Here is a 20519-nt window from a genome sequence, read left to right as displayed (position 1 = left end):
CATAGTTTGGGAAAGGCTCATTATAGCAGTCTGATTTATATAGTTCTAATGCCTATTTTTGAGGCGGATTTAGCGGTTCTTTTGGGGTATAGTTTACTAGACTATTAGCTGATTTATATAAAATTTGATGTAGAGATTAATATGTATTACAGTTATGAAGAAATAGAAAAAGTAAAGAGATTAATGCCATATTTGTTAAAAAACGAACAAAATACCAGGGCTAAGAGAATAGCAGATATTTCCGAAGAATATATTTTTTACGCTAAAGGAATTAACGTTAATCATATATTATTCATGAATAAAGCTGAATACTGTGAATATGAGAAATTATACTTCCCTATAGAAAATATATATTCTGAAATATTTGATAATACAACTGAATTTTATTATTCTAAAGAAGACTTGGATTTAATTAAGTTTATTAGGTATATAAATAATACTGAAATTGTCAAATTGTCTAACTCTTTATCTAAAGAGATTAATAATGATTATTTTAATTATTGCATTTATTTGTCCGATAAATATATTCCTAATATAAAAATAAATATAGGAGAAAAAATAGAAAGTATATTAGATTTGAAAAAAACTCTTGATTTAGTCTATAGTAATTCTTTAGAAGATTTAAAAGATCCAAAATTAGTAGATAGTTTGAAAGAGCGGTATGATGTAAGCCTCAGAGAATTAAAAGCAGAGATAACTAAGTATATTTGCCTTTGGATTCATGCATATAGATATTTAAAAGCGCGGCAACTTATGATGCTTGAAAATCCTAATATTATAACTTTCTCTCATAGGTACTATGGATGGTCAAAGCCAAGACAAAATGTAGATCAGAATTTGTCTATAGAGTTTAAGACGAATTTCGGCTATGGAAATTCAAGTTACTTTTATCTTCTTTTAATATATAAAGGCATACAGATCTTCCCTTTTATAGAATGGGTAAACTATAAATACGCTAGTGTATCCAATATGGAGAAGTATACTGAAAAATATCAAAGAATAACCAAAAAAACTAATAAAAGAACAAATAAGCAATATAACGTTACTGAAATATATCAATCTTATTGGGAAAATGCTTTTAATGACTTAATAACAGCATGTAATATTTCGAAGAAAAGTGAAAAGTTTTTTGTAGATACATATATTATTAAGGCATTAGACCATTTAGTTGAAGAATTAGAAAAAGTTTTCGAGCTTACTGATATCGAAGCTAATAATAGGTATAGAGATTTTAATTATAATTTCACTATAAGAGATTTACCTAACAACTATATAAAAAAGATAAAGTTGATGCATGTAAAAGGATCTATTATTACAGGGGCGTTAGATTTAATAGGACATATTAGCAAGCTCCAAGTGTTTATAGATACAAAAATATATATTTCAAAAATAATAGATTTGAACAATAGGATTTTGCCTATGCTAGTTGAAACTATTCCATTACATCAAAAGCAACTTGTAGATTACGATAGTGTAATTAACTCATTTTACAAAGAGTTAGCCTATATATGGAATGATAAAGGACTAAAAAATTATAAATTCCAAAAAGACATTTCAGAAGAGGAAAGGGAATATTTTGAGGAGCTAAATGAAAAACATATTTCAATATCTGATAAAAAGAATGAAGCTGAACAGGAACAAAAGCACATCAAAAATCTTTTAAAAAGTATAGAAAGATACATTATTAATATTGATAAATACCTTCTTAATAAAAATAGTTGAGACTATCCTAAATTCTGTGTAACTGCGATTTAGGAGCCTTTCCCAAACTTTGTGTAACTGCTGGCTGCTATGCTAAATTAAATAAGCATTTACACAGAATTCGGGATGGTCTCGCTATAATAAGATTATTTATAATAGTCTGTGAAAAGTTTTGTGGCCCTTATTCGTAAATACAAAACATAGGAAAGCTCGAATGACCTAAACTCATCCCGTACTTCAATATATTTTAGGATAGAAATTATTTTTTACTATATGTCAATAAAAATTTATGATTATAGTGATTAAAAGTGTTTGAGAAATAAAACTTATCAAATCAAAATTAGTAATAAATATCCTAAATATTTCAGCAATCCTGACGACGACAGGTATTTCTCGTCCTTCGCCCAGTTTTTATCGGATTTTCTATTTTTTTTCTGGATTATTTTTACATCATAAGCATGGCTGCTGTTATGAGTACCGACGCGTATTAAGCTGTTCAATCCTAAGTCTTTCTTAACTTGCCGAACTGATTGTTCACTGTGGCTCCTAATCTCCCAATGGATAGGATCTACAATCTGACAGCCTATGCTCATAAATTGTTGAAGCATTTCAAGGTGCTTGCGTCTTTTTCCAAAGCTAATAAATGAGGAGGTCATATTGTGCCTTTCTGAGAATATGCTTGCAAACGTTTTCAGCTCTTCAGGATCATCAATAGACATCTGATAAACCCGATCAATGGCTTTCACTAAAACCTCTTGATTTTCGCGTCCAGTAGGTTTAGTTAACAGTAATCTATCGTTATCGAGGCAAAGCCGGCAGGCATTATCATAAAGTTGTCTCGCCTCATTAATAGCAATACCATGCCGAATTGCAACCTCTACTAACCGCTCTGATCTTCTATCAACGCTACTATTTTGTAGCTCCTCTAACATGGTAATAGCATCATAAACTTTAGAATGAATAAATATAGACGGCTGAACATCTACTGCGTTGTGCTCATGATCTGTATTAGCTGGTGATCTATTATCGACAAATAAAGACTCTTTGCCCGCCACCTTTCCAACCAAATAGTTCTTTATTTTATCAAGGTGAATCTGTTTAGTATTGGCATCATACGCCCTGCTCTCTTGCCTATTTGCGGTTTGATCATCAATGCCCGTTAGCATATCAAGCACAATTAAAGGCAGGGTCAGCTGAGCCGTACTCATTTGCCAACCTGCTAGCAGATGAGCCGTATGAATATAATGCTCAAACGTCGTATCCGGCGTCAGATGACCTGCAAGGCTTGCAAGACCAAACCAAACGCCCTGATCTTTATTGTTGGCAAGAACGGCGCTGACGATATTTGCGCTGTGATCTGTATCATAATCTGTCATCACCTGAGCCAGTGGTGAATGACTCAACACCAATGCCAACTGACTGATTGCCGTATGCCTAAAACTATGAAAGGTAAAATCATGCGTAACCAGCAGCCGATCCCAAATAATTTTCATTAAATTGCTAAAGAATGTGGGCGCTAATGGCTGATCGCCTGAACCAAGCGAGAATAAATAGCGCCGTTTTAGCCTGTGCTGCTGATGATAATGCGCCATAAACTGCTGCATCTCATCCGCTTTCAATAGGCTATCTATTGGTATTACCCGCTTAGCGCTATGGCTTTTAAGCCTACGGTAACGATTAGGGCTAAGAATAATTTTTGGACGTTCAATCAAATGGCCATTAACGCGGCCTATATCAGCAACATCATTAAGTCTGATGCCAATGATTTCATTAATTCGCATTCCGGTTCGATAAGCCAAAGCCAATATCACAAGGCATAACTGTTTTTGGTCGGTCTTTAAACTTGATGACTGGATATAGGTTTTCATTGCTCGGTACACACGATGCGATATCATATCAGCTTTCACCACTTGCCGATTATTCCCCCACGGGAAATAAACATACGGTGCATCGAAACGAGTTTGCTGATGATCGTGAAATGCTTTTAATCGGCCATAGGTAAATTTTTGGGTGTCTTTTAGCCGATCAAACGCAGAGTCTTGCGGCTTTGATTGGTTTTGAGAAATCTGATCACTGTCATCTTCATCCCCTAAATCATCAGATTTCTCATCCCATTCAGATGATTTCGTCAGAATAGATTTTTTTCGGTTATCTTCGACTTTGCTTTGAATGATTTGCTCGTAAATTTCCTCAAAGTCACTGCCCTCCCACTGATCAAGATCCTCATCTATGGTCAGCATCAGCCAGTCGCGACCAATACAGCCCATGTACTTGCTGATGGTATTAAGCCGAATTTTTGTGTCATCAAGTAATGCCAACGCCCAACTTAGCAAGCGCTGAGCATTGGGTTGGCTGTTATCTTTTTGGATTATCTCCAGTTGAGCAATTGCTTCATTTCTAGACAGTTTGAGCGCCTCTTGAACCTCTTTAATGATATTTTTACTAAATGCCGGATAGGCTATGGTATTTTTTTGAGGGCTTAACTTTTTAGAGGATTGATAACTGGCATCAAACAGCTCTGACCATAACAAAGGCATAGGGTTTAAATTGATGGGCTCTTTATTATAAATGATGAGTTTTTTGGTAGGCAGACCCGTGGTTTTAATGTCGCCCTGTTTTACCATGGCAAGCGCACCATCAATCCGGTTGCCCTCTAGCTGGCGCCAGTGATAATTAGACCATTTAATGAGCATTGATTCTTTTGGTCGATTAATGTCTTTATTGGTAAGTTTAAGCTTTTTTGAAAGATCATTGATCAGCGTATTTAAGGGCTTAATGTTAGCTTTACCTAAATCACTACCCTTTAGCGCCAATAAAAAGCATAGGCTCAGATCATCTGGAACATAATCAACAAATTGAATCAGACCTTCACTGTCATCAATCGCGCAGCCATAGTTATTATCAAAAACGCTAAGCGGTATTACTGCTATACTCTTTGAATTAGTTGTTTGGTCAGTGTCAGCGATCGGCAAATCAATTTTGTAAATAACACGATCACCAAATAACCAATCATACAACGCTGTTAGCACCTGAATGTCATTAATACCGCCAAACATGATGCTGCTATAAATCAGCCCCTCAACCAGATCATTAGCTGAGAACCGCTTTTTTCGCTGCCAAATATCGATCATTACCGTGCTACTGTCTGCCACAACGCGGCCATGGGTAAACCAGTCATAGCCTATGGTTAAGCGATCACGGGTTGCCAGAATAGGAACCACAGGTTCATCAAGATTGAGTTGATGAAGCTTGTTATAATCACGAACAAACTCTAACAACCCGCGCCGAGCAAGCTGAAAGCTTTGCGCCGTATCAAACTTACTCTCAAGCAGCTTATTCATTGACTCATAGTGATTTTGCAAGTCACCCGGCATCGCCATAGGATACTCATCAAGATAGTTTTGAATCAATACTTGAGCGTCGTGTTTAATTCTTTTTTTGGCACTCTCTTTATTTGCTTGCCGCAGTCCATGAGCGCTATTTTCCATAAGGCCAAACCTCAATTTGTTGTAGATAAAGCTCATCAGCGATAGCCTCTAAATGCAGGCTTAGCGTATGCAGTTGATTGATAAAGTTTGATGACATCGGATGCATAAATTCTTGATCAGGATGTTCGTGACCATAAAGCGCGCAAATCAACTGGTCTGACACGCGGCCTGTGAGCATGGATCTGAGCTGATGGCGCAGCCAATTGTCCTGATGACTAAAAAAACCTTGCAGCTGATAGCGAACTCGCCCTGGCGTAATTCCTACAAACCCTTGCGGGTTTTTTTGGTAAAGCTGTAGCAGTGGCTGCTTTGAATTTAGGATATGATCAATAGGATAGGCGGTATTAGGGAACAGTGGATTATAGATAGCAGCAAACTGATTGATATAATTAAGATAGTTTTTTATCGCCGTTATTAAAAAGCCGCTCATTGGAATTAATCTACCATCCGCTTGATTGCTTCGTATTTCCTTATCTGACACCCAAAAAAGCCGCCGATTAAAATCAAACTGATTCAGAAATCCTGGAGCGTGATTGACCGGTCGGATTCCGGTTTGGATCATGATGATATGCCAAAGCCAGATGGTATAGCTGTTAAACTGCTCAATGTAGCGATCAATAGAGGCGTTTAGCTTGTTATTAAAGCTTTTGGCACTCATTGCCAGCTGGTTAAAAAAGTTTTGGCAAATATGAACTTTTAAAGTCATATCACTGCCAATGCGCTTTTTTTGACCATTCATGGCCTTGTTGCACTCATTTATCAAGCGCTCTTGTTGATTAGCACCGCAGTAAAGGGTTAGAAGCTTTACCACTGTTTGATAGGTTTGCTCTAAATCCATTACTTTATGGCTGGTGTAATACAGCGCTGAGCTGTGACGAACATCAACCCCTGTTAGAGCATCGGCATGAAGTGGTCGGTTTAGACCATTTTTAATGATAACAAACAGTGCTGAGTCAATATGCTGGCGACTGAGCGCTGGTATATTCAGCTCATTTTTAATGCTGGCTATTACCGATTTAACATGATCAAGCGAAACGGCAGTTTTATTCTCAAGCATGCTTTGCAAAGCTTTTGGCAATGCTCGATGAAAGGTGCTGCCATAGCTTTGCCGTTGCGACAGTAAATGGCTGCGCCGATTAACAGTCACATTGATAGTGATGGCAATGCTTGTCACTTTACTTTTGCTATCATAAACAAAGTACTGCCGCTGACTGCGATCGCGCTGCCAATCTGCAGTCACATTATCTATGCCTAGACCGCTTAGCATGGTCAGTAATAAAACAGCATAGGCTTCCTTGTCCTGCTTGTTTTCAATCAAATCAATAAAACGCTGCCAAAGCGTGGCAAATAGCCTCTGGTAGCCTGTGATACTCAGCTGACGATGATTGGTTGGAAAATAAAACTGATTGCGCCTGGCATGTTGATAGTTATTCTTAAGTTGCCACTGCTGAAGCTCAGAGGATTTGGCAATGACCTTGCTTGGTTTAAATTGGTTATCAAGCAGCGGAATAGGCTGATCATCGGCAGTGTTTTCAGCTAAAGCGACATTGTTTGAAGGTGGCGTGCCATTATTTTGAAATACTAAGGTTTCAAAAGGCACCTCATCTATTATTTCTACAGATTTGATAACATTGACTGACGGCTTATCATCACGCACGCCATAATCTTTACTGACAAACGCTTTATTTTTAATGACCACTTCATAGGCCAGTCTGATTTGACCAATTTTACTGGCAAGGTTGTTGTTTGCCTTTTTTCCTGAAGCTTCCCCTTCTCTCATTTGTACTTCATATAACCTGATATCAGTCAAACATGACGACAAATTATGACGGCTTTCATGAATCTCGATAAGCTTATTAATAAGTTCACGCTGCGGATCATGAGGCTTAAGTCCCATACGAATTCGAACACCAAGCTTATCTATTTTGGCAAAATGCTTATCATGCCGAGCAGTGATTAAAAACATGACCTTTAAATAGCCACTCATAAATCGCCAAGCCGGGCTGTTGCTGTCAATTTCGCCATACTCATGATAAAACGACATCATCATATAAGTGGCTGCCCAAGCGCCCGTTTTGCCGAGCCGGACAATCTCTTCAATAACGCCTAAACCATCGATCTCATTAAAATCAGCTGTTTTAGCCAAAGCAGGGCTATTTATAATCTCGATATCATCGTCTGACACCAGATTAATAATTTGCATCACAAGACGGCGTATCTGATCAGCATACGGAGATTTGGTTGGAACCAATTTATCCCAGATTTGATTGTCTGCTAAATCAATAATTAGTTCATAGCCGCTCATAGCTTAATTGTCACCCATCCAATTCATATTTTTTGGTAATCCTAGCATTGGCAGGTCACGAGCCATTTTGCACTGCTGATACTCAAAAGCGTTTTGACTGATTCCAGCAAACTTGCAGTAACCAGCAACGGTTAAGCTGTTGATTCCCATAAGCTCACAAATCATCTGCCGAGGTGCCTGCTGCAATGCTTTAAATAGGCTCGGGTGGTGAACAGATAATCTTGACAAATAAATCACTTCACACCATGCCAACCGCTGAATATCAGACAAACTTTCTGGAATCACCAAACAAAGCCGACGACCATTTTGATCACCTTTTAAAATCTCATCAACCAAAGCAAAATCATTAAAAAACAAATAACGGTCGTTTAAAGCACAAAGCCGGATTGGCTTGCCATAGTACTCATCAAGACCACAAAGATTTGCTTGATCCAAAGCGGGTCGAAACTGCTGCCAAACTAAAAATGCCTTTCTAGCTTGCGGATGAACTGCTAAATTTTTAGTAGTTAGCACAATAATTTTTTGTGTTGCTTTCAAATTTTTTCTTTTCATTTTAATAACTTATCTTTAATATTACATTTAAAATATTACGTTATAACGTTGCATAAATCAAGGGATAGATCAGCTAAAAACAGCTTTATTCCCCATAATTTTTTATTAAAAACAGGACTAGAACTAAATAAAAAAAGCCCTTTAAAAAGGGGTAATTCAATACTTAACTTAAAGACGGTAAGATACAGAGCTCAATATCATATTAATAATCACAGTCAAACCCGTTTAGCAGCTTATTTTAATCTCGCTGTATTTATTCTTAGGTAGCGGTATCAGGGATTTTTAGGGGTTCAGATTATCAAAAGTCACATCGACAAATGCAAAACCAAAATAACTTTAATGATGAAAACCTCATCTAACCCATACTAGATAAGGGCTAGAAAGAGCTGCTGATATTTAGAACTTCTTAGGTGGCTTGATCGATATCGGGGTTTGACCATTGTGACAAGTCAGCAGTACGCGTCCCTGCAATAAAACCATTACCAATCTCAGACAAATACCGCTTTAAGGTACTAATTTTATTATTGCTAATAAACAGATCAAGCATCCATCTAACTAGCCGCTCTTGATTAAGGTATAAGTTTTGGGTCAAAAGTTTTTCTAGCTTATATTGAATTTGTTTTTTATCACCATTGAGAATGGTGCGTATTTCTTTGACTGCATCAGACCTAAATCGTTCGACCTTAATTACGTCACGTAAGTTCTCAGTACTGTCACTGATGCTAGGTTCAATCATTAATTTACTAACGTGATCATCAGACAGCACAGTCGTGGGTATTTTTATACCTTGAAAATACCTAAGCCATTGTGCTGTTGATATTGAGGTTTGCTTTTGCTGATTTGTTAGCACTTGAACCAGTTGAACATCCAAATAAGTCTCTGGCAAGGTTTGCCAGTAGATTGCAATGTATTGTAAGTAGCTTGATTTATGAATAGATTTAACCGTGAAATTCTCTGTAGTAAACTCCCCTAGCCTTTTTATTACTTGATGGTATTTAGGAAACTCATTTTGTATCTGAAGTTGGTGTTGTAGTTTAAATAGCCATAACCGGCTGATATCGTCAATAATAATGAGACGGGTCTGATAAACTTCGCCTACTTCATCCTCTATGGTAACAATCTCATTGCCATAGTCAGATGACAGTAACTTGATCGGTATGACAAGCATATCACCAAACATCTGATAGATTGGTTTACCATCTTTTAGAGAGTTATAAATTTCTTTGAGTATCTTTTCATCGTTATAGCCTGCAAAACTGATAAGTGAGAACAAAAACCAGCTGATGCAGTCAAGCAACGAAAAGGTGGTTTTTTGCTGCCACCTATCAAGCGCTTGTGTGACAATGTTTTGTGCTTCGGATAAATATAAGAACTTATCAAAATCGTTGATATTTTTAGGACGCTGTGGTCGTACAGCAATGATAGGTTTTGGCAATAAAGGCAAGCATTTTGCTTTACGATCTTCATTAATGTTATTAAAAAAACGCATTCGCTCAAAGAGTGCAAAGGGTAATAAATGCGCTGATACATTTTTTTCGATCTCTTTATACAGTGATTCGTATAAATCGTAAATTTGCTCATCCGTTATCAACTCTGCAGATTGGTTCGTCTGAAGAAATGTATCCCAAGCGTTCTGACATAGCTCTTCGGTATGTTGTAAGGCTTGCTTGCGCCGATCTTGCGCTTCTTTTGAGCGTCTTAAGCGACCATGTAGGGACGCTGGTCTTATCTTTTTCATAAAACTACCTGCTGTAATTCTAGCTTCACTACCATTTCTTGATAAACATGTTTAGCAGATAATATGTGCCCCATAGATAGAGCTGAGTTTTTTCGCCACGCTTCTTGCCCCATCATTTCATGACCAAATATCGCTAAAATGATTGCTTCATCTAGCCCATATTCATGTAAAAACCGTTGTCCGACATGACGTGTCCAGTCTGGCTTAAAACGAAAATTCTCACTCAGTTCTTGAATAATGGTAGCTGGTCGCAAAGACTTAAGGTCGCCTTTTTCATCTAAAAAATTTAACAATGGCCGCTCAGATGCCAAAATTTTATCAACTTCAACACTAAGATTAGGATTTATGCGTCCATAACGTTTAGCAAAACTTGCTAAGTACTTTAAAAAGCTTTGAACTGCTTCTGCCAAAAATGAGCAGATAGGCACTAGGCGCTGACTGTTACCTGTCGCCCGCTCCTCTTTATCAGAAATCCAAGCGATACCTGCCTCAAAATTCATTTGGTTGAGATAACCAGGCGCACCTTCTACTGCTCTTATTGAGGTTAATAAAAGGGACACATGCCACAGCCACAGATTATAAAAGTTGAATTTTTCAATATAATTTTCAGTAGTCATTACCTTATTATAAAGATGATTCATAAATAAGCTGGCTATAGGATAATCAGGGCTGTTTTGACTGCCTAAAGCGTTACTACTAAGCTCAACCGAAGATAAGTAGTCAACGGCAATAAGCTTGTTATGACAACGAGCTGTAAGGATTTTAATTGCATTATGATAAACGTCTGCTATCTTCTCAATATTATGTGAGCAATACCAAATATCCGCTCTTTTTTTACTGTTTCGTGAGGTAATGATAGTGGCAAATTGACTGCTACTGACTTCATGAATTAAAATTGTGTAGAGCGACTTTTCAATCCTACCCAAACTGATAATTGGCAGCTCTAAAACTGCTCGTAAATCAGCAATAATTTCATTAATGTTTAACGAAGTAGGATGCCCTTTATAAGTTAAAAAAGCGCCTAATGAATCAGGTAGCGGCACCTTGAACTGTGTTAATCGGTTAGCAATAACGGACTCTATTCCCGCTGTTCTGATACGCAGCGGTGTGATATCTAAATCAATAATAAATTCGTACTTTTTTTTACGAGCACTGATATCAATGATTTCTTTTTTATTGTTATTTATATCTTCAGCGAGTCTAGCGACTGAATGACCTGTATATAATGACAGCAGCAAATAGGCTATCGCTCGTTTTTTCTCTCTATCGCTATCACATTCATCAAACCACTGCCATAATCTAGATATTATATTCTGAATAGTTGTTAGTGGCAGTTGCCGAATATTACCACTGACGAACCGCTCGTTTTTATTTGCATGCGCAAATTTTGCTTGCGTTCTTCGATAAATCTGATTTGTTGAGAATTTCTCAGTCTCTTTTAGCGTTGTCTGCTCAATATAAGTAAAATCAGGGATTGGATTATCTAATCGCTCACGATTGATGTCGTTATCATTTTTTGATTTCTCAAAATTTGTAACTGATACCAACTCATCAGTATCATCATCTATATCCGTTTGCGTTACATGTTCTGTCCTTGGTTCATTAATTTTTCTCTGCTTGCCATTTTTCCTACCAGTGGAAGCGCGCGTTATACTATCTTTTTCATTAAATGCAAAATCAATAGTGCGATATATTCTGCTAAATGCATTGAACTTAATGTCATTTTTATCCTCAAGCTCATCTCGATAACTCTTAAATTTTTTATACGTGGTCTTTAGCGTATCAGCCTGCAGCATTAAACAGTGCTGCCAAATCTCATGGTTAATATTTTTTGAATCTATCCACCTCCGAGCTTCAGCGGTAGTTTCAATAATACGTCTTGATAAATTATTTTGACCAAAATAGACAAGTAAATGGCATAATTTTGCGACCCAAATCCATTCTTTATTTGGATTGGTAGTATCAAGATTTGGTAGATGATAGGTACTAGCAATAAATGCTCGAGTTGGATATCCAGGCTTAGTCAATTTGCCATTATAGGAATCATATATTTGTCGCAGCTGTACAGCGGTTAAAACCTCTAGATGCCTAGTTTCAATTACAATGTCCATAAAATCATCTGTCACCAGACTGGCTATAGTCAAAAAGAAGTTTCTAAGATCCTCCGTATAGGTATCATCAGAGTCTGGTATTAGCTTTTTCACATCATCTACTATCGACATGGCGTACCTCAGCAATGAGTTCAGAGAAAGATGGTATTTTATTGGGCTGCTGATTACGATATAGACTGGCTTGATAGTCGTAGTGATGACGCTTGAGACCTTTAATTTCCAAAATGCGCTCTATAGTCAGGGACTTATTAAATAGCGCTTGTTGCACCTGAGCAGGCATACTGCTTTTTATAGCCTCAAAAATTTTTGGGTTGATAGGATCTAACTTTATAAACTCACTCATAAGGCAAGACCAGGCGCGGCGCTCGATTTCTGCATTCGAAAAATCCACTCTTCTAATAGACATTTCAGTGCCGTTCAGTAGCAAACCAACTTCTCTAAAATCCTCAAAAAAATAATAATGCTTGTCTATTTCAACGACTTCTAATAATAGTGTCCTATCTGTAGAAAACCCATTAATCTCAGCATCGAACAATTCGCAGAATATCTGATAAGGTTTGTTGGCACATGCGTGCACTACTAAATTGTTTTTTATGGCAACGCTTTTGACGCTTCGCCTCACTACTTTTTTAGTACGCTTCACCATGATCAATCTCTTATTATCGATAGAGGAGGTATAGATAAATTTTTGGTTGGTGTCATCCTACCATAATTTTATAGTGACCATAAATATATTAGTACCTTAAATTGACTTAATTTTTTATTAAAATATTTAGAATAAAAAAAGCTACAAGTCTTTAATATAAAGGCTTATAGCTTATATAAATTTAATATAACTTTGGTTTACGTCCTTGCCAAGGTCGGGGTATCCCGCTCCAAATTTTAAAAAAGCCTCACTTTAAAGTGGGGCTTTTTTTTGTCTTATTATTTTAAAATTACGGTCATTACTCATAAATTAGCTAGCAAATTTTCTCCAATGAATTCCTAAAGCTTACGGCTATACTTTTCTTTTAAAAATTCCAATGTTACACAACTGCTGCTAAATGAAGCATTCTTGCTATCGTTGCATCCCTTAAACCATGGCAGACTAAAATCTAAGTTTGTCTGCTCTTGCTTACTGCTTTTTAGCAGCTCACTTATCTCATATTTAATTAAATTAGCTCAAAAGACCATTTTTTATTAAAAAGGGAAAAGTGTGACTGCTGCCAATAATACGCCCGTCAAAACAAAAGCAATTCAGCTTCAGCCAAGCCAAATTGCGACCTATTTACCTACCAATCAAAACTATTGTTTATTTTTAGATATAGATGGGACGCTTGCTGAATTTACTCTTGATCCAAAACAAAGCTTTATTCCTAAAGCAACCCTTACCCTTTTGCAAAAAATTCAGCAGCAAGGCGTGATGATCGCTGCGGTGACAGGTCGCAGTCTGATTGAAGCGAAAAAAATGCTGTCTTCATTACAATTGCCAATTGCAGCAACTCATGGTTTAGAGATTGCTATTGATAACAGCGGCAATAGCAAATTAACTTCCATTTTCATTGATATTGCGGAGCTGACAGCGATCAAAAATAGCATTTCTCAATGTTGTTTGCCTTATCCTGAGTTAAGAATAGAAAATAAGCCTTTCTCCGTGGCTTTGCATTTTCGGGAACATCCTCTCTTAGCGGATACTGCTTTTGGCATCATGGAAGATCTAGTAAAAGATTATCCAAATTGGGAGTTAAAATCAGGAAAGTATGTTTGGGAGTTGGTGCCAAAAGGCGTTAATAAAGGCGGGGCGATTTTAGCGCTATTTGATACCCTACCCGACTGCGATAATATTTGCCCTATCTTTATAGGCGATGACGTCACCGATGAGGTAGGATTTTTGGCGGTTCAAGGTGAAGAGCTGACCGAAAATGGCACTATAAAAAAACGCTCAGATGCGATAAATGGCTTGGGAATAAAAGTTGGTGATGATCCGACCTTTGCTCGCTACCATTTGCGCGATATTGCTGAGGTAACAAGTTTTCTTGAAAGCTTTTTAAGCTTTTGCCAACGCCCTATCAACCCTCCCAATACTTTAATCACGTCAACGTCTGATTTTAACAATAAAACAAGGAGGCATGACATATGAGCCGATTAATCGTCTTATCCAATCGCGTCAAGCTTCCTGACAATCAGCCAATGGCAGGTGGTCTTGCAGTAGCATTAAGCGATGTTTTGATTGAGCAGCCTGCAATTTGGATGGGCTGGGATGGTGAAGTGATCCATAGCGATGGGGCGAGCTTGAGCAGTTGTCCGACCAATCAGTTTCGCCAAATCTCCCATTCAGCATCAACGAGCGCTAATTTTACCAATATCAAAGCCGATCTTAGCTACGTCACCACCGCGCTAACTGCCAAGCAATATCAGCATTTTTACTGCGGCTTTGCGAATAATGTGCTTTGGTCGTTGTTGCATGAAAATCCAGAGTTAATCTCTCAAAACCCGATGGATGACGCTGGATATCAGGAGGTAAACCGACTATTTGCTGAGCAGTTAAAACGAATTATTCAGCCTGATGATGTGATTTGGGTTCATGATTATCATTTTTTAAGCGTGGCATATCACTGCCGTAAGCTTGGTATCAAAAACCGAATTGGCTTTTTTTTGCATGTGCCGTTTGCTGCTTTGCCCTATTGGCAACAACTTAAACAAAGCCCTGATCTGATTGCGCACCTTGCCTATTATGATGTTTTGGGTGTCCAGTCGCAGCGCGATAAAGCCAACTGCCTAACTGTCATGCGCCACTATTTAGCCGATCAGCTTGTTAGCGACAATCAAGATCAAGGCAGCTTAACCCTTAACCTGAATTATGATACTTGCCACCATTTAGCAATTGATGCTTACCCTATCGGCATCAATGTCGCAAAAATTCAGCAAGAAGTTCAAGATTTACCACGATTTAACGCTAAAACCGACCATAATCTGCCAACAACAAACGCTACAAAAGCTAAGGCTCAGCAAATTATTGCCGTTGATCGGATCGATTATTCTAAAGGGCTGCTAGAGCGTTTTTCAGCGTATCAAAAGTTTTTGCAACGTTATCCAGAATATCAGCAGCAGCTTGACTTGTTTCAAATTGCTTGCCCAAGCCGTTTAGATTTGCTGATTTATCAACGGCTTTATAAAAACGTTAACCAAGCCGTTGCTCAGGTCAATCAAGAATTTGCCTTAAACAATGTGAGTCGTGATGAGCGTTTCCATCAATGGAAGCCCATTACGTATAGCGAAAAAGTACTAAACCGCACGGATCTTATGGCGGCGTTTTGGCAAAGCGATGTTTGCTGGGTAAATTCGCTTAAAGATGGCATGAACTTAGTTGCCAAAGAATATATTGCGGCTCAAGATAGTGAAAATCCTGGGGTTTTAGTATTGTCAAAATATGCGGGCGCCGCTGAGCAAATGCAGGCAGCCGTCCTGATCGACCCACACCAGCCTCAAAGCGTGATGGATGGCTTAAATTTGGCGCTAACGATGCCGCAAGCCGAGCGCAAAGCGCGCCACCAAACATTGCTACAAGGTTTAAAAGAAGAGGACTTGCAGCAGTGGCAGCAACGATTTTTAGCCGATTTATATTTAAAAAATAGCTAAACTGAAGAAGCTTAAAAGTTTTGCGACTACTTAATTATGACTAGATCAATTAGAAAATTATAAAAATAACAATAAATTTAAAAACAATAAATTTAAAAAATAGGAAGTCAATATGCGGCAAAGCGCGACCAAACATCATTTACTCAGCGAAATTAGAGCAGCGGTTGCTGAAATCACTACCGAGAAAGATGCCAAAAATGTCTTGATGACTGATGAATTACGGCATTCGGTATTAAATACATTGATCGGCTTTAGTGATCGCATTCCTCATCCTGCAAGCGGTATGGTCAATAGCGGCTCAAAAACGTTATTACGTTGGCAAATTTTGGCGTTTGTGGCAGGGCTTGATTTAACGATTGCTAAGTGGTTTGAGTCGCACTTAGATGCTTTGAGCATTTTGCATGAAGTGGATGATGTTAAAGCTCAAGGCTTGTGGGCAGTTTGGGCTGCTGAAGGTCATTCTGATCCGATTCGCTTTGACAATGGTAAGATTTTTGGCAATAAAGCGTGGTGCTCAGGGGCAAATCTCGTTGATTTTGGGCTGCTGACTTATCGCGATGCAGCAGGGAAATCACAACTGGTTATGGTCAATATGGCGCAATCTGGGATTGCTATTGACAATAGCCCTTGGCAAGCGGTCGGAATGCAAGCGACCGATACCGCAACCATCCAGTTTGATGGTGTTGCTGCGCGCCTTGTCGGTACAGCAAATGCATATTTAGACCGCGTAGGATTTTGGTATGGGGCAGCAGGCGTTGCCGCTTGTTGGTTTGGAGCGGCAACGTCATTAGCGGATTATTTAATCACCGCTTATCAAAAAAAGCCCCACGATTATAAAGCGATGTATTTAGGTCAACTTGCTACTGCATTGTCAACCAATCAGCAGTATTTTTATTATGTTGCTAATTTAATTGATACAAAACCGGATAGCAATCATGAGCTTAGCATTCGGCAACTGCGAGCAAATACTGAACAAGTCGCGCGGCAAGTTTTAGACACCGTTGGGCAAGCGTTGGGTGCGGCGCCATTTTGTACGCAAGCACATTTTGCAAGGTTATCAGCCGATTTGAGCGTATTTATCCGTCAAAGCCACGGCGCGTTTGATTGGCAAAACATCGGTGAATTGACCGCTAAGCTGCAAAAAGAGCTGAGTTCAAAACAAGATCAGGAGCGCTTATGGCAACTGTAACACCATCAAAAGTCGACCTTGATTTAGATAATGGAAAGCAAAAAAACACGGCTGAAATCACGCTTCATCCGATCGTTGGCGATCGTATTATTGAAGGCGAAGGTACAAGCAGCGAGGACTGGCAAAATTGGCGAGGTCTGCATAATTTGTCACGATTAGACGTCACAAAACACTTTGCACCGAACAAGCGCGTTTGTATTTTTGCCCCGCATCCTGACGATGAAATTTTGGGCTGCGGTGGACTGCTGCAACAGCTTACTGCCAATGGCAATCCCATCCTGATCGTTTATGTGACGCGCGGAACTCAAAGCCATCCAGACTCTAGCATTTATCCGCCAAATAAGCTTGGCATCATCCGACCGCAAGAAAGCGTTGCTGCTCTTAAAGCTTTGAAAATAGCGCAGCAAGTGACAACGGTTCATCTTGATTTAACCGATGGTGACGTATTTTCTCAAAAAGTAAAGTTTATTGATCAGCTGACTGATTTAATTCACTCTGATGATATTTTAGTGACGCCATTTGTCCATGATGGTCACCCCGACCACGAAGCCACAGGTCAAGTGGTGGCAAACTTTGCCAAAGCCCATCACCTGCACTGCTATCAAGTGCTGATTTGGGCATGGCATTGGGCACAACCCAATGACCCCCGAATCCCTTGGCAAAACGCGCTCAGACTTGACTTAACCGCCGATGAATTACAGCATAAATCAGCCGCCATTTCTTGTTTTACCAGTCAAATTACCACCGATCAAAGCACTGGAAATCCACCGATATTATCTGAAAAAACTATTGCCAGAATCAGCCAACGTTGGGAGGTTTATTTACATGACTCACGCGATTGATGCCATCACGCCCATGAACCTTACCAACCGATTAAACGCGGCGGAAACCATAAAAAATGACCACGCCTCTGAGTATTCAGAGTCCTACTTTGATGCGCTTTATGAAGGTAATAAAGACCCGTGGCACTACCAAACCCGTTGGTATGAAAAAAGAAAGCGCGATATTTGTCTATCGCTACTGCCGCAAAGTCAATACAAGCGCGCCATTGAGCTTGGCTGCGGCAATGGTGTGTTTAGTGAGCTGCTTGCCGATCGCTGTCAAAGCTTGGTCTGTATCGATGGTAACCGCCACGCCGTGCACTTAGCAAAACAGCGCTTGGTAAAGGCGTCCTATGTTCAAGTGATTCAAGGCATTATTCCAAAAGTATTGTCAGATTTACCAAAATCTCAACATGGCGCTTCAACAAATAAGGCGCATCAATCAACTTTTGATTTAATTGTTATTAGCGAGATTTTATATTATCTATCTGCCGCTGATATTGATATCGTCATTAACTGGGTGCAAAAGCACTTGGTATCAGGCGGGACGCTGCTATGCTGTCACTGGCGCTACGCGATTGATGGCTTTGATATGACAGGCGAAAAGGTTCATGAGCGCTTGCAAAATGCTTTTAACTTGCCTGTTAATGAGCGAAGCCAAAAAGCGGCGAAAGCAATATTTACCCACCAAAGCTGCCTTGTTGACCGCGACTTTTTATTGGACGTTTGGCAAAATACGCAGATTTCAGTCGCTGAGCAAGAAAACTTGGTTTAAATGGTATTTGGTATAAATAGTATAAAGAACATAAAGGTGACTATGAAAATATGAAAATCGGCATTGTCATTCCAGCGCATAACGAAGCGAAGACGATCGCGGATTGTTTAGCAGCCGTTCAAACTGCCATTGCGCAATTGCCGCAAGGTGTTGACGCTTATCCGCTTGTGGTTCTTGATAACTGTACCGATGACACGCAAGATATTGTGAAAGCTTTGGGCGTCGATTACTTATCTTGCGATTATCGCTGCGTTGGTCGCGCTCGCGATTTTGGGCTTCGTCATGCTATCAAAAATGGCGTAACTTGGCTTTGCTGTACCGATGCGGACTCGACAGTGAGCAAAGATTGGTTGGCTGAGCAAGTTAACCAGTTGCAACAACCGACTGATATGATTTGCGGTGTGGTCAGTGTCGCTGATTGGTCACATTTAACCTCAAAAACGCGCGATGACTATCTGGCGCATTACCAAGATAAAATGGGGCATCGCCACATTCATGGCGCAAACTTAAGCTTTAGCAGTAAAGCTTACCTTACTGTTGGCGGCTTTGAGCCGATGCCTTGCCATGAAGATGTCAATTTGGTTAAAAAATTTGAAAATCAAAATTTTGATATTACGTGGAGCAACCGCGTTCGCGTCACCACAAGCAGCCGGTTAGAAGCGCGAGCCGCCGAAGGTTTTGCGGCGTTTTTGGCGAATTTGGAAAAGAGCAATTCATAATAAAAAAGCCCCTAGCTTGTAACTTTGCTAAGCGCTTTTTTTGATTACAAATTATGAATCATATTCCTAAGTGACAAAATATTATTAAGCTCATCTTCCGTCAATAAGTCTTCTTGGCGAACCAAATCAGCAACGCTCACCCCACTTGCCAGCGCCACCTCTGCAATCCGCGTGGCATTTTCATAGCCGATATGCGGCACAAGCGCGGTGACAATGCCAATGCTATTTTTAACATGCAACGCGCAGTGATCTTTATTGGCAGTAATGCCTTGAATACAAAGTGTATCTAACATTCGGATCGCTTTTTCGAGCATTCGGGTATTATTTAGTAGGTTATAAATGATAAGCGGCTCCATCGCATTCAGCTGAAGCTGACCGGCTTCGGCTGCCATAGTGATGCTCATGTCCGTTCCCATCACCTGAAATGCCGTTTGATTGACCGCCTCTGGAATTACTGGATTGACTTTTCCGGGCATGATGGAGGATCCGGGTTGAACGGCGGGCAGGTTAATCTCGCCAAGCCCCGTTCTTGGACCACTCGATAACAAGCGCAAATCGTTACTTAACTTTGACAGCTTAATTGCAAGGCGGCGCAGCGTCCCTGAAAACTTTACAAATGCGCCCATATCTGAGCTTGCGGCAATCAAATCCTCAGCAAGCTTAATGGGCAAACCGCTCACCAAAGCAAGCTCGCTCACCACCAATCGCGCATAGCCGCTTGGCGCATTGATTCCCGTACCGATCGCCGTTCCACCTAGATTTACCTCACAAAGCTGCTTGCAAGAGTGCTCAATTTGCGCCGTCTCCCCGCCCAAATCGCTAGCAAACGCTCGAAACTCTTGACCAAGGGTCATCGGCACGGCATCTTGCATTTGCGTTCGCCCCATTTTAAGCACGTCAGCAAACTCTTGCGCTTTAATCGCTAAGCTATGTTGCAGCTTATCTACCGCCTCTTTTAACGGTCTTGCCGCAAAAACAATCGCCAATCGCGCCGCACTTGGGTAAACGTCATTGGTCGATTGCGAGCGATTGACATCATTATTCGGATGCAAATGCTGATATTGCCCAAATTCAAAACCCAATTTTGCAAGACCAATATTGGCAATCACCTCATTGGCGTTCATATTGGTCGACGTCCCCGCCCCGCCTTGAATCAAATCGACAATAAACTGGTCATGATAATTGCCCAAAATTAGCTCTTGGCACGCCTCAATAATCACTCGCGCTTTATCATCGCTCAGCAATTTATGGCGGTGATTGGCTTTTGCTGCTGCTAACTTTACCATCGCAAGCGCCATCACCAATTCTGGAAAATGACTGATCGGAACGCCTGTAATATGAAAATTTTGGTGAGCGCGCTGAGTTTGAATGCCATAAAGCGCTGCTGCCGGAACGTTTTGTTCACCGAGCAAATCCGACTCAACGCGAAATGATGCTTTGTCATCGATGGCAACTAAGGTTTCGGCATGGTCATTTAGTAAAGGCTTATTTTTTGTTTTTTC

14 protein-coding genes are annotated in these 20519 nt (G+C 39.7%); 7 read left to right on the top strand and 7 right to left on the bottom strand.

Translation table 11 applies throughout. The features are described 5' to 3' along the window. Positions 1–141: 141 nt before the first annotated feature. Positions 142–1722 (top strand): hypothetical protein, encoded by a 1581-nt coding sequence (locus tag HF322_RS00420; RefSeq protein WP_169391426.1) that lies wholly within the window; start codon positions 142–144, stop codon positions 1720–1722. A 308-nt stretch (positions 1723–2030) separates the two neighbouring features. Here the strand turns inward: HF322_RS00420 and HF322_RS00415 are convergent, their stop codons facing one another. The 6 genes from HF322_RS00415 to HF322_RS00390 all read right to left on the bottom strand — a co-directional run bounded on the left by HF322_RS00415 (position 2031) and on the right by HF322_RS00390 (position 12541). After that, complete coding sequence (locus HF322_RS00415; RefSeq protein ID WP_169391425.1) at positions 2031–5225, bottom strand: tyrosine-type recombinase/integrase; 3195 nt, start codon at positions 5223–5225, stop codon at positions 2031–2033. Beyond that, the gene (locus tag HF322_RS00410; protein ID WP_169391424.1) at positions 5179–7494 is read right to left on the bottom strand and encodes a hypothetical protein; all 2316 of its coding nucleotides are present in this window, start codon (positions 7492–7494) and stop codon (positions 5179–5181) included. Before HF322_RS00410 ends, HF322_RS00415 begins: the two co-directional genes overlap by 47 nt. Before the next feature lie 3 nt (positions 7495–7497). Continuing rightward, positions 7498–8031, bottom strand: a complete 534-nt coding sequence (locus HF322_RS00405; RefSeq protein ID WP_169391423.1) for a hypothetical protein — start codon at positions 8029–8031, stop codon at positions 7498–7500. A gap of 421 nt (positions 8032–8452) precedes the next feature. Beyond that, entirely contained in the window at positions 8453–9784 is a 1332-nt protein-coding gene (locus HF322_RS00400) for a hypothetical protein (protein WP_169391422.1), read from the bottom strand. Continuing rightward, positions 9781–12006 (bottom strand): hypothetical protein, encoded by a 2226-nt coding sequence (locus HF322_RS00395; RefSeq protein WP_169391421.1) that lies wholly within the window; start codon positions 12004–12006, stop codon positions 9781–9783. Before HF322_RS00395 ends, HF322_RS00400 begins: the two co-directional genes overlap by 4 nt. Then, a complete protein-coding gene (locus HF322_RS00390; protein ID WP_169391420.1) occupies positions 11990–12541 on the bottom strand; it encodes a hypothetical protein in 552 nt (183 codons plus the stop codon). The genes HF322_RS00395 and HF322_RS00390 overlap by 17 nt, the downstream gene beginning before the upstream one ends. 549 nt (positions 12542–13090) lie before the next feature. Between HF322_RS00390 and otsB the strand changes: the two genes are divergently transcribed. The 6 genes from otsB (at position 13091) to HF322_RS00360 (ending at position 19017) form a co-directional block, all read left to right on the top strand. Beyond that, a complete protein-coding gene (gene otsB / locus HF322_RS00385) occupies positions 13091–14014 on the top strand; it encodes a trehalose-phosphatase (RefSeq protein ID WP_169391419.1) in 924 nt (307 codons plus the stop codon). Next, positions 14011–15513: a trehalose-6-phosphate synthase gene (locus HF322_RS00380; protein ID WP_169391418.1), complete on the top strand. Its 1503-nt coding sequence runs from the start codon at positions 14011–14013 to the stop codon at positions 15511–15513. The genes otsB and HF322_RS00380 overlap by 4 nt, the downstream gene beginning before the upstream one ends. 112 nt (positions 15514–15625) lie before the next feature. Then, the gene (locus tag HF322_RS00375; RefSeq protein ID WP_223193109.1) at positions 15626–16702 is read left to right on the top strand and encodes an acyl-CoA dehydrogenase family protein; all 1077 of its coding nucleotides are present in this window, start codon (positions 15626–15628) and stop codon (positions 16700–16702) included. After that, positions 16690–17544, top strand: coding sequence for a PIG-L deacetylase family protein (locus HF322_RS00370; protein WP_169391417.1), 855 nt, complete (start codon positions 16690–16692; stop codon positions 17542–17544). The genes HF322_RS00375 and HF322_RS00370 overlap by 13 nt, the downstream gene beginning before the upstream one ends. Then, positions 17528–18298 carry a class I SAM-dependent DNA methyltransferase gene (locus HF322_RS00365; RefSeq protein WP_375138512.1) on the top strand — a complete coding sequence of 257 codons (771 nt, stop codon included), beginning with the start codon at positions 17528–17530 and terminating at the stop codon, positions 18296–18298. Before HF322_RS00370 ends, HF322_RS00365 begins: the two co-directional genes overlap by 17 nt. A gap of 50 nt (positions 18299–18348) precedes the next feature. Further along, positions 18349–19017 (top strand): glycosyltransferase family 2 protein, encoded by a 669-nt coding sequence (locus tag HF322_RS00360; protein ID WP_169391416.1) that lies wholly within the window; start codon positions 18349–18351, stop codon positions 19015–19017. Between the two features lie 44 nt (positions 19018–19061). On the opposite strand, the gene HF322_RS00355 is transcribed toward HF322_RS00360, so the two are convergent. Beyond that, positions 19062–20465 carry an aspartate ammonia-lyase gene (locus HF322_RS00355; protein ID WP_308811475.1) on the bottom strand — a complete coding sequence of 468 codons (1404 nt, stop codon included), beginning with the start codon at positions 20463–20465 and terminating at the stop codon, positions 19062–19064. Between the last annotated feature and the right edge of the window lie 54 nt (positions 20466–20519).

Source organism: Psychrobacter sp. MF31 (assembly GCF_012847335.1).
In the GTDB taxonomy this organism is placed as follows: domain Bacteria; phylum Pseudomonadota; class Gammaproteobacteria; order Pseudomonadales; family Moraxellaceae; genus Psychrobacter.
Note: the sequence above shows the minus strand (reverse complement) of the source record. Positions and strands in the feature narration are given on the sequence as shown.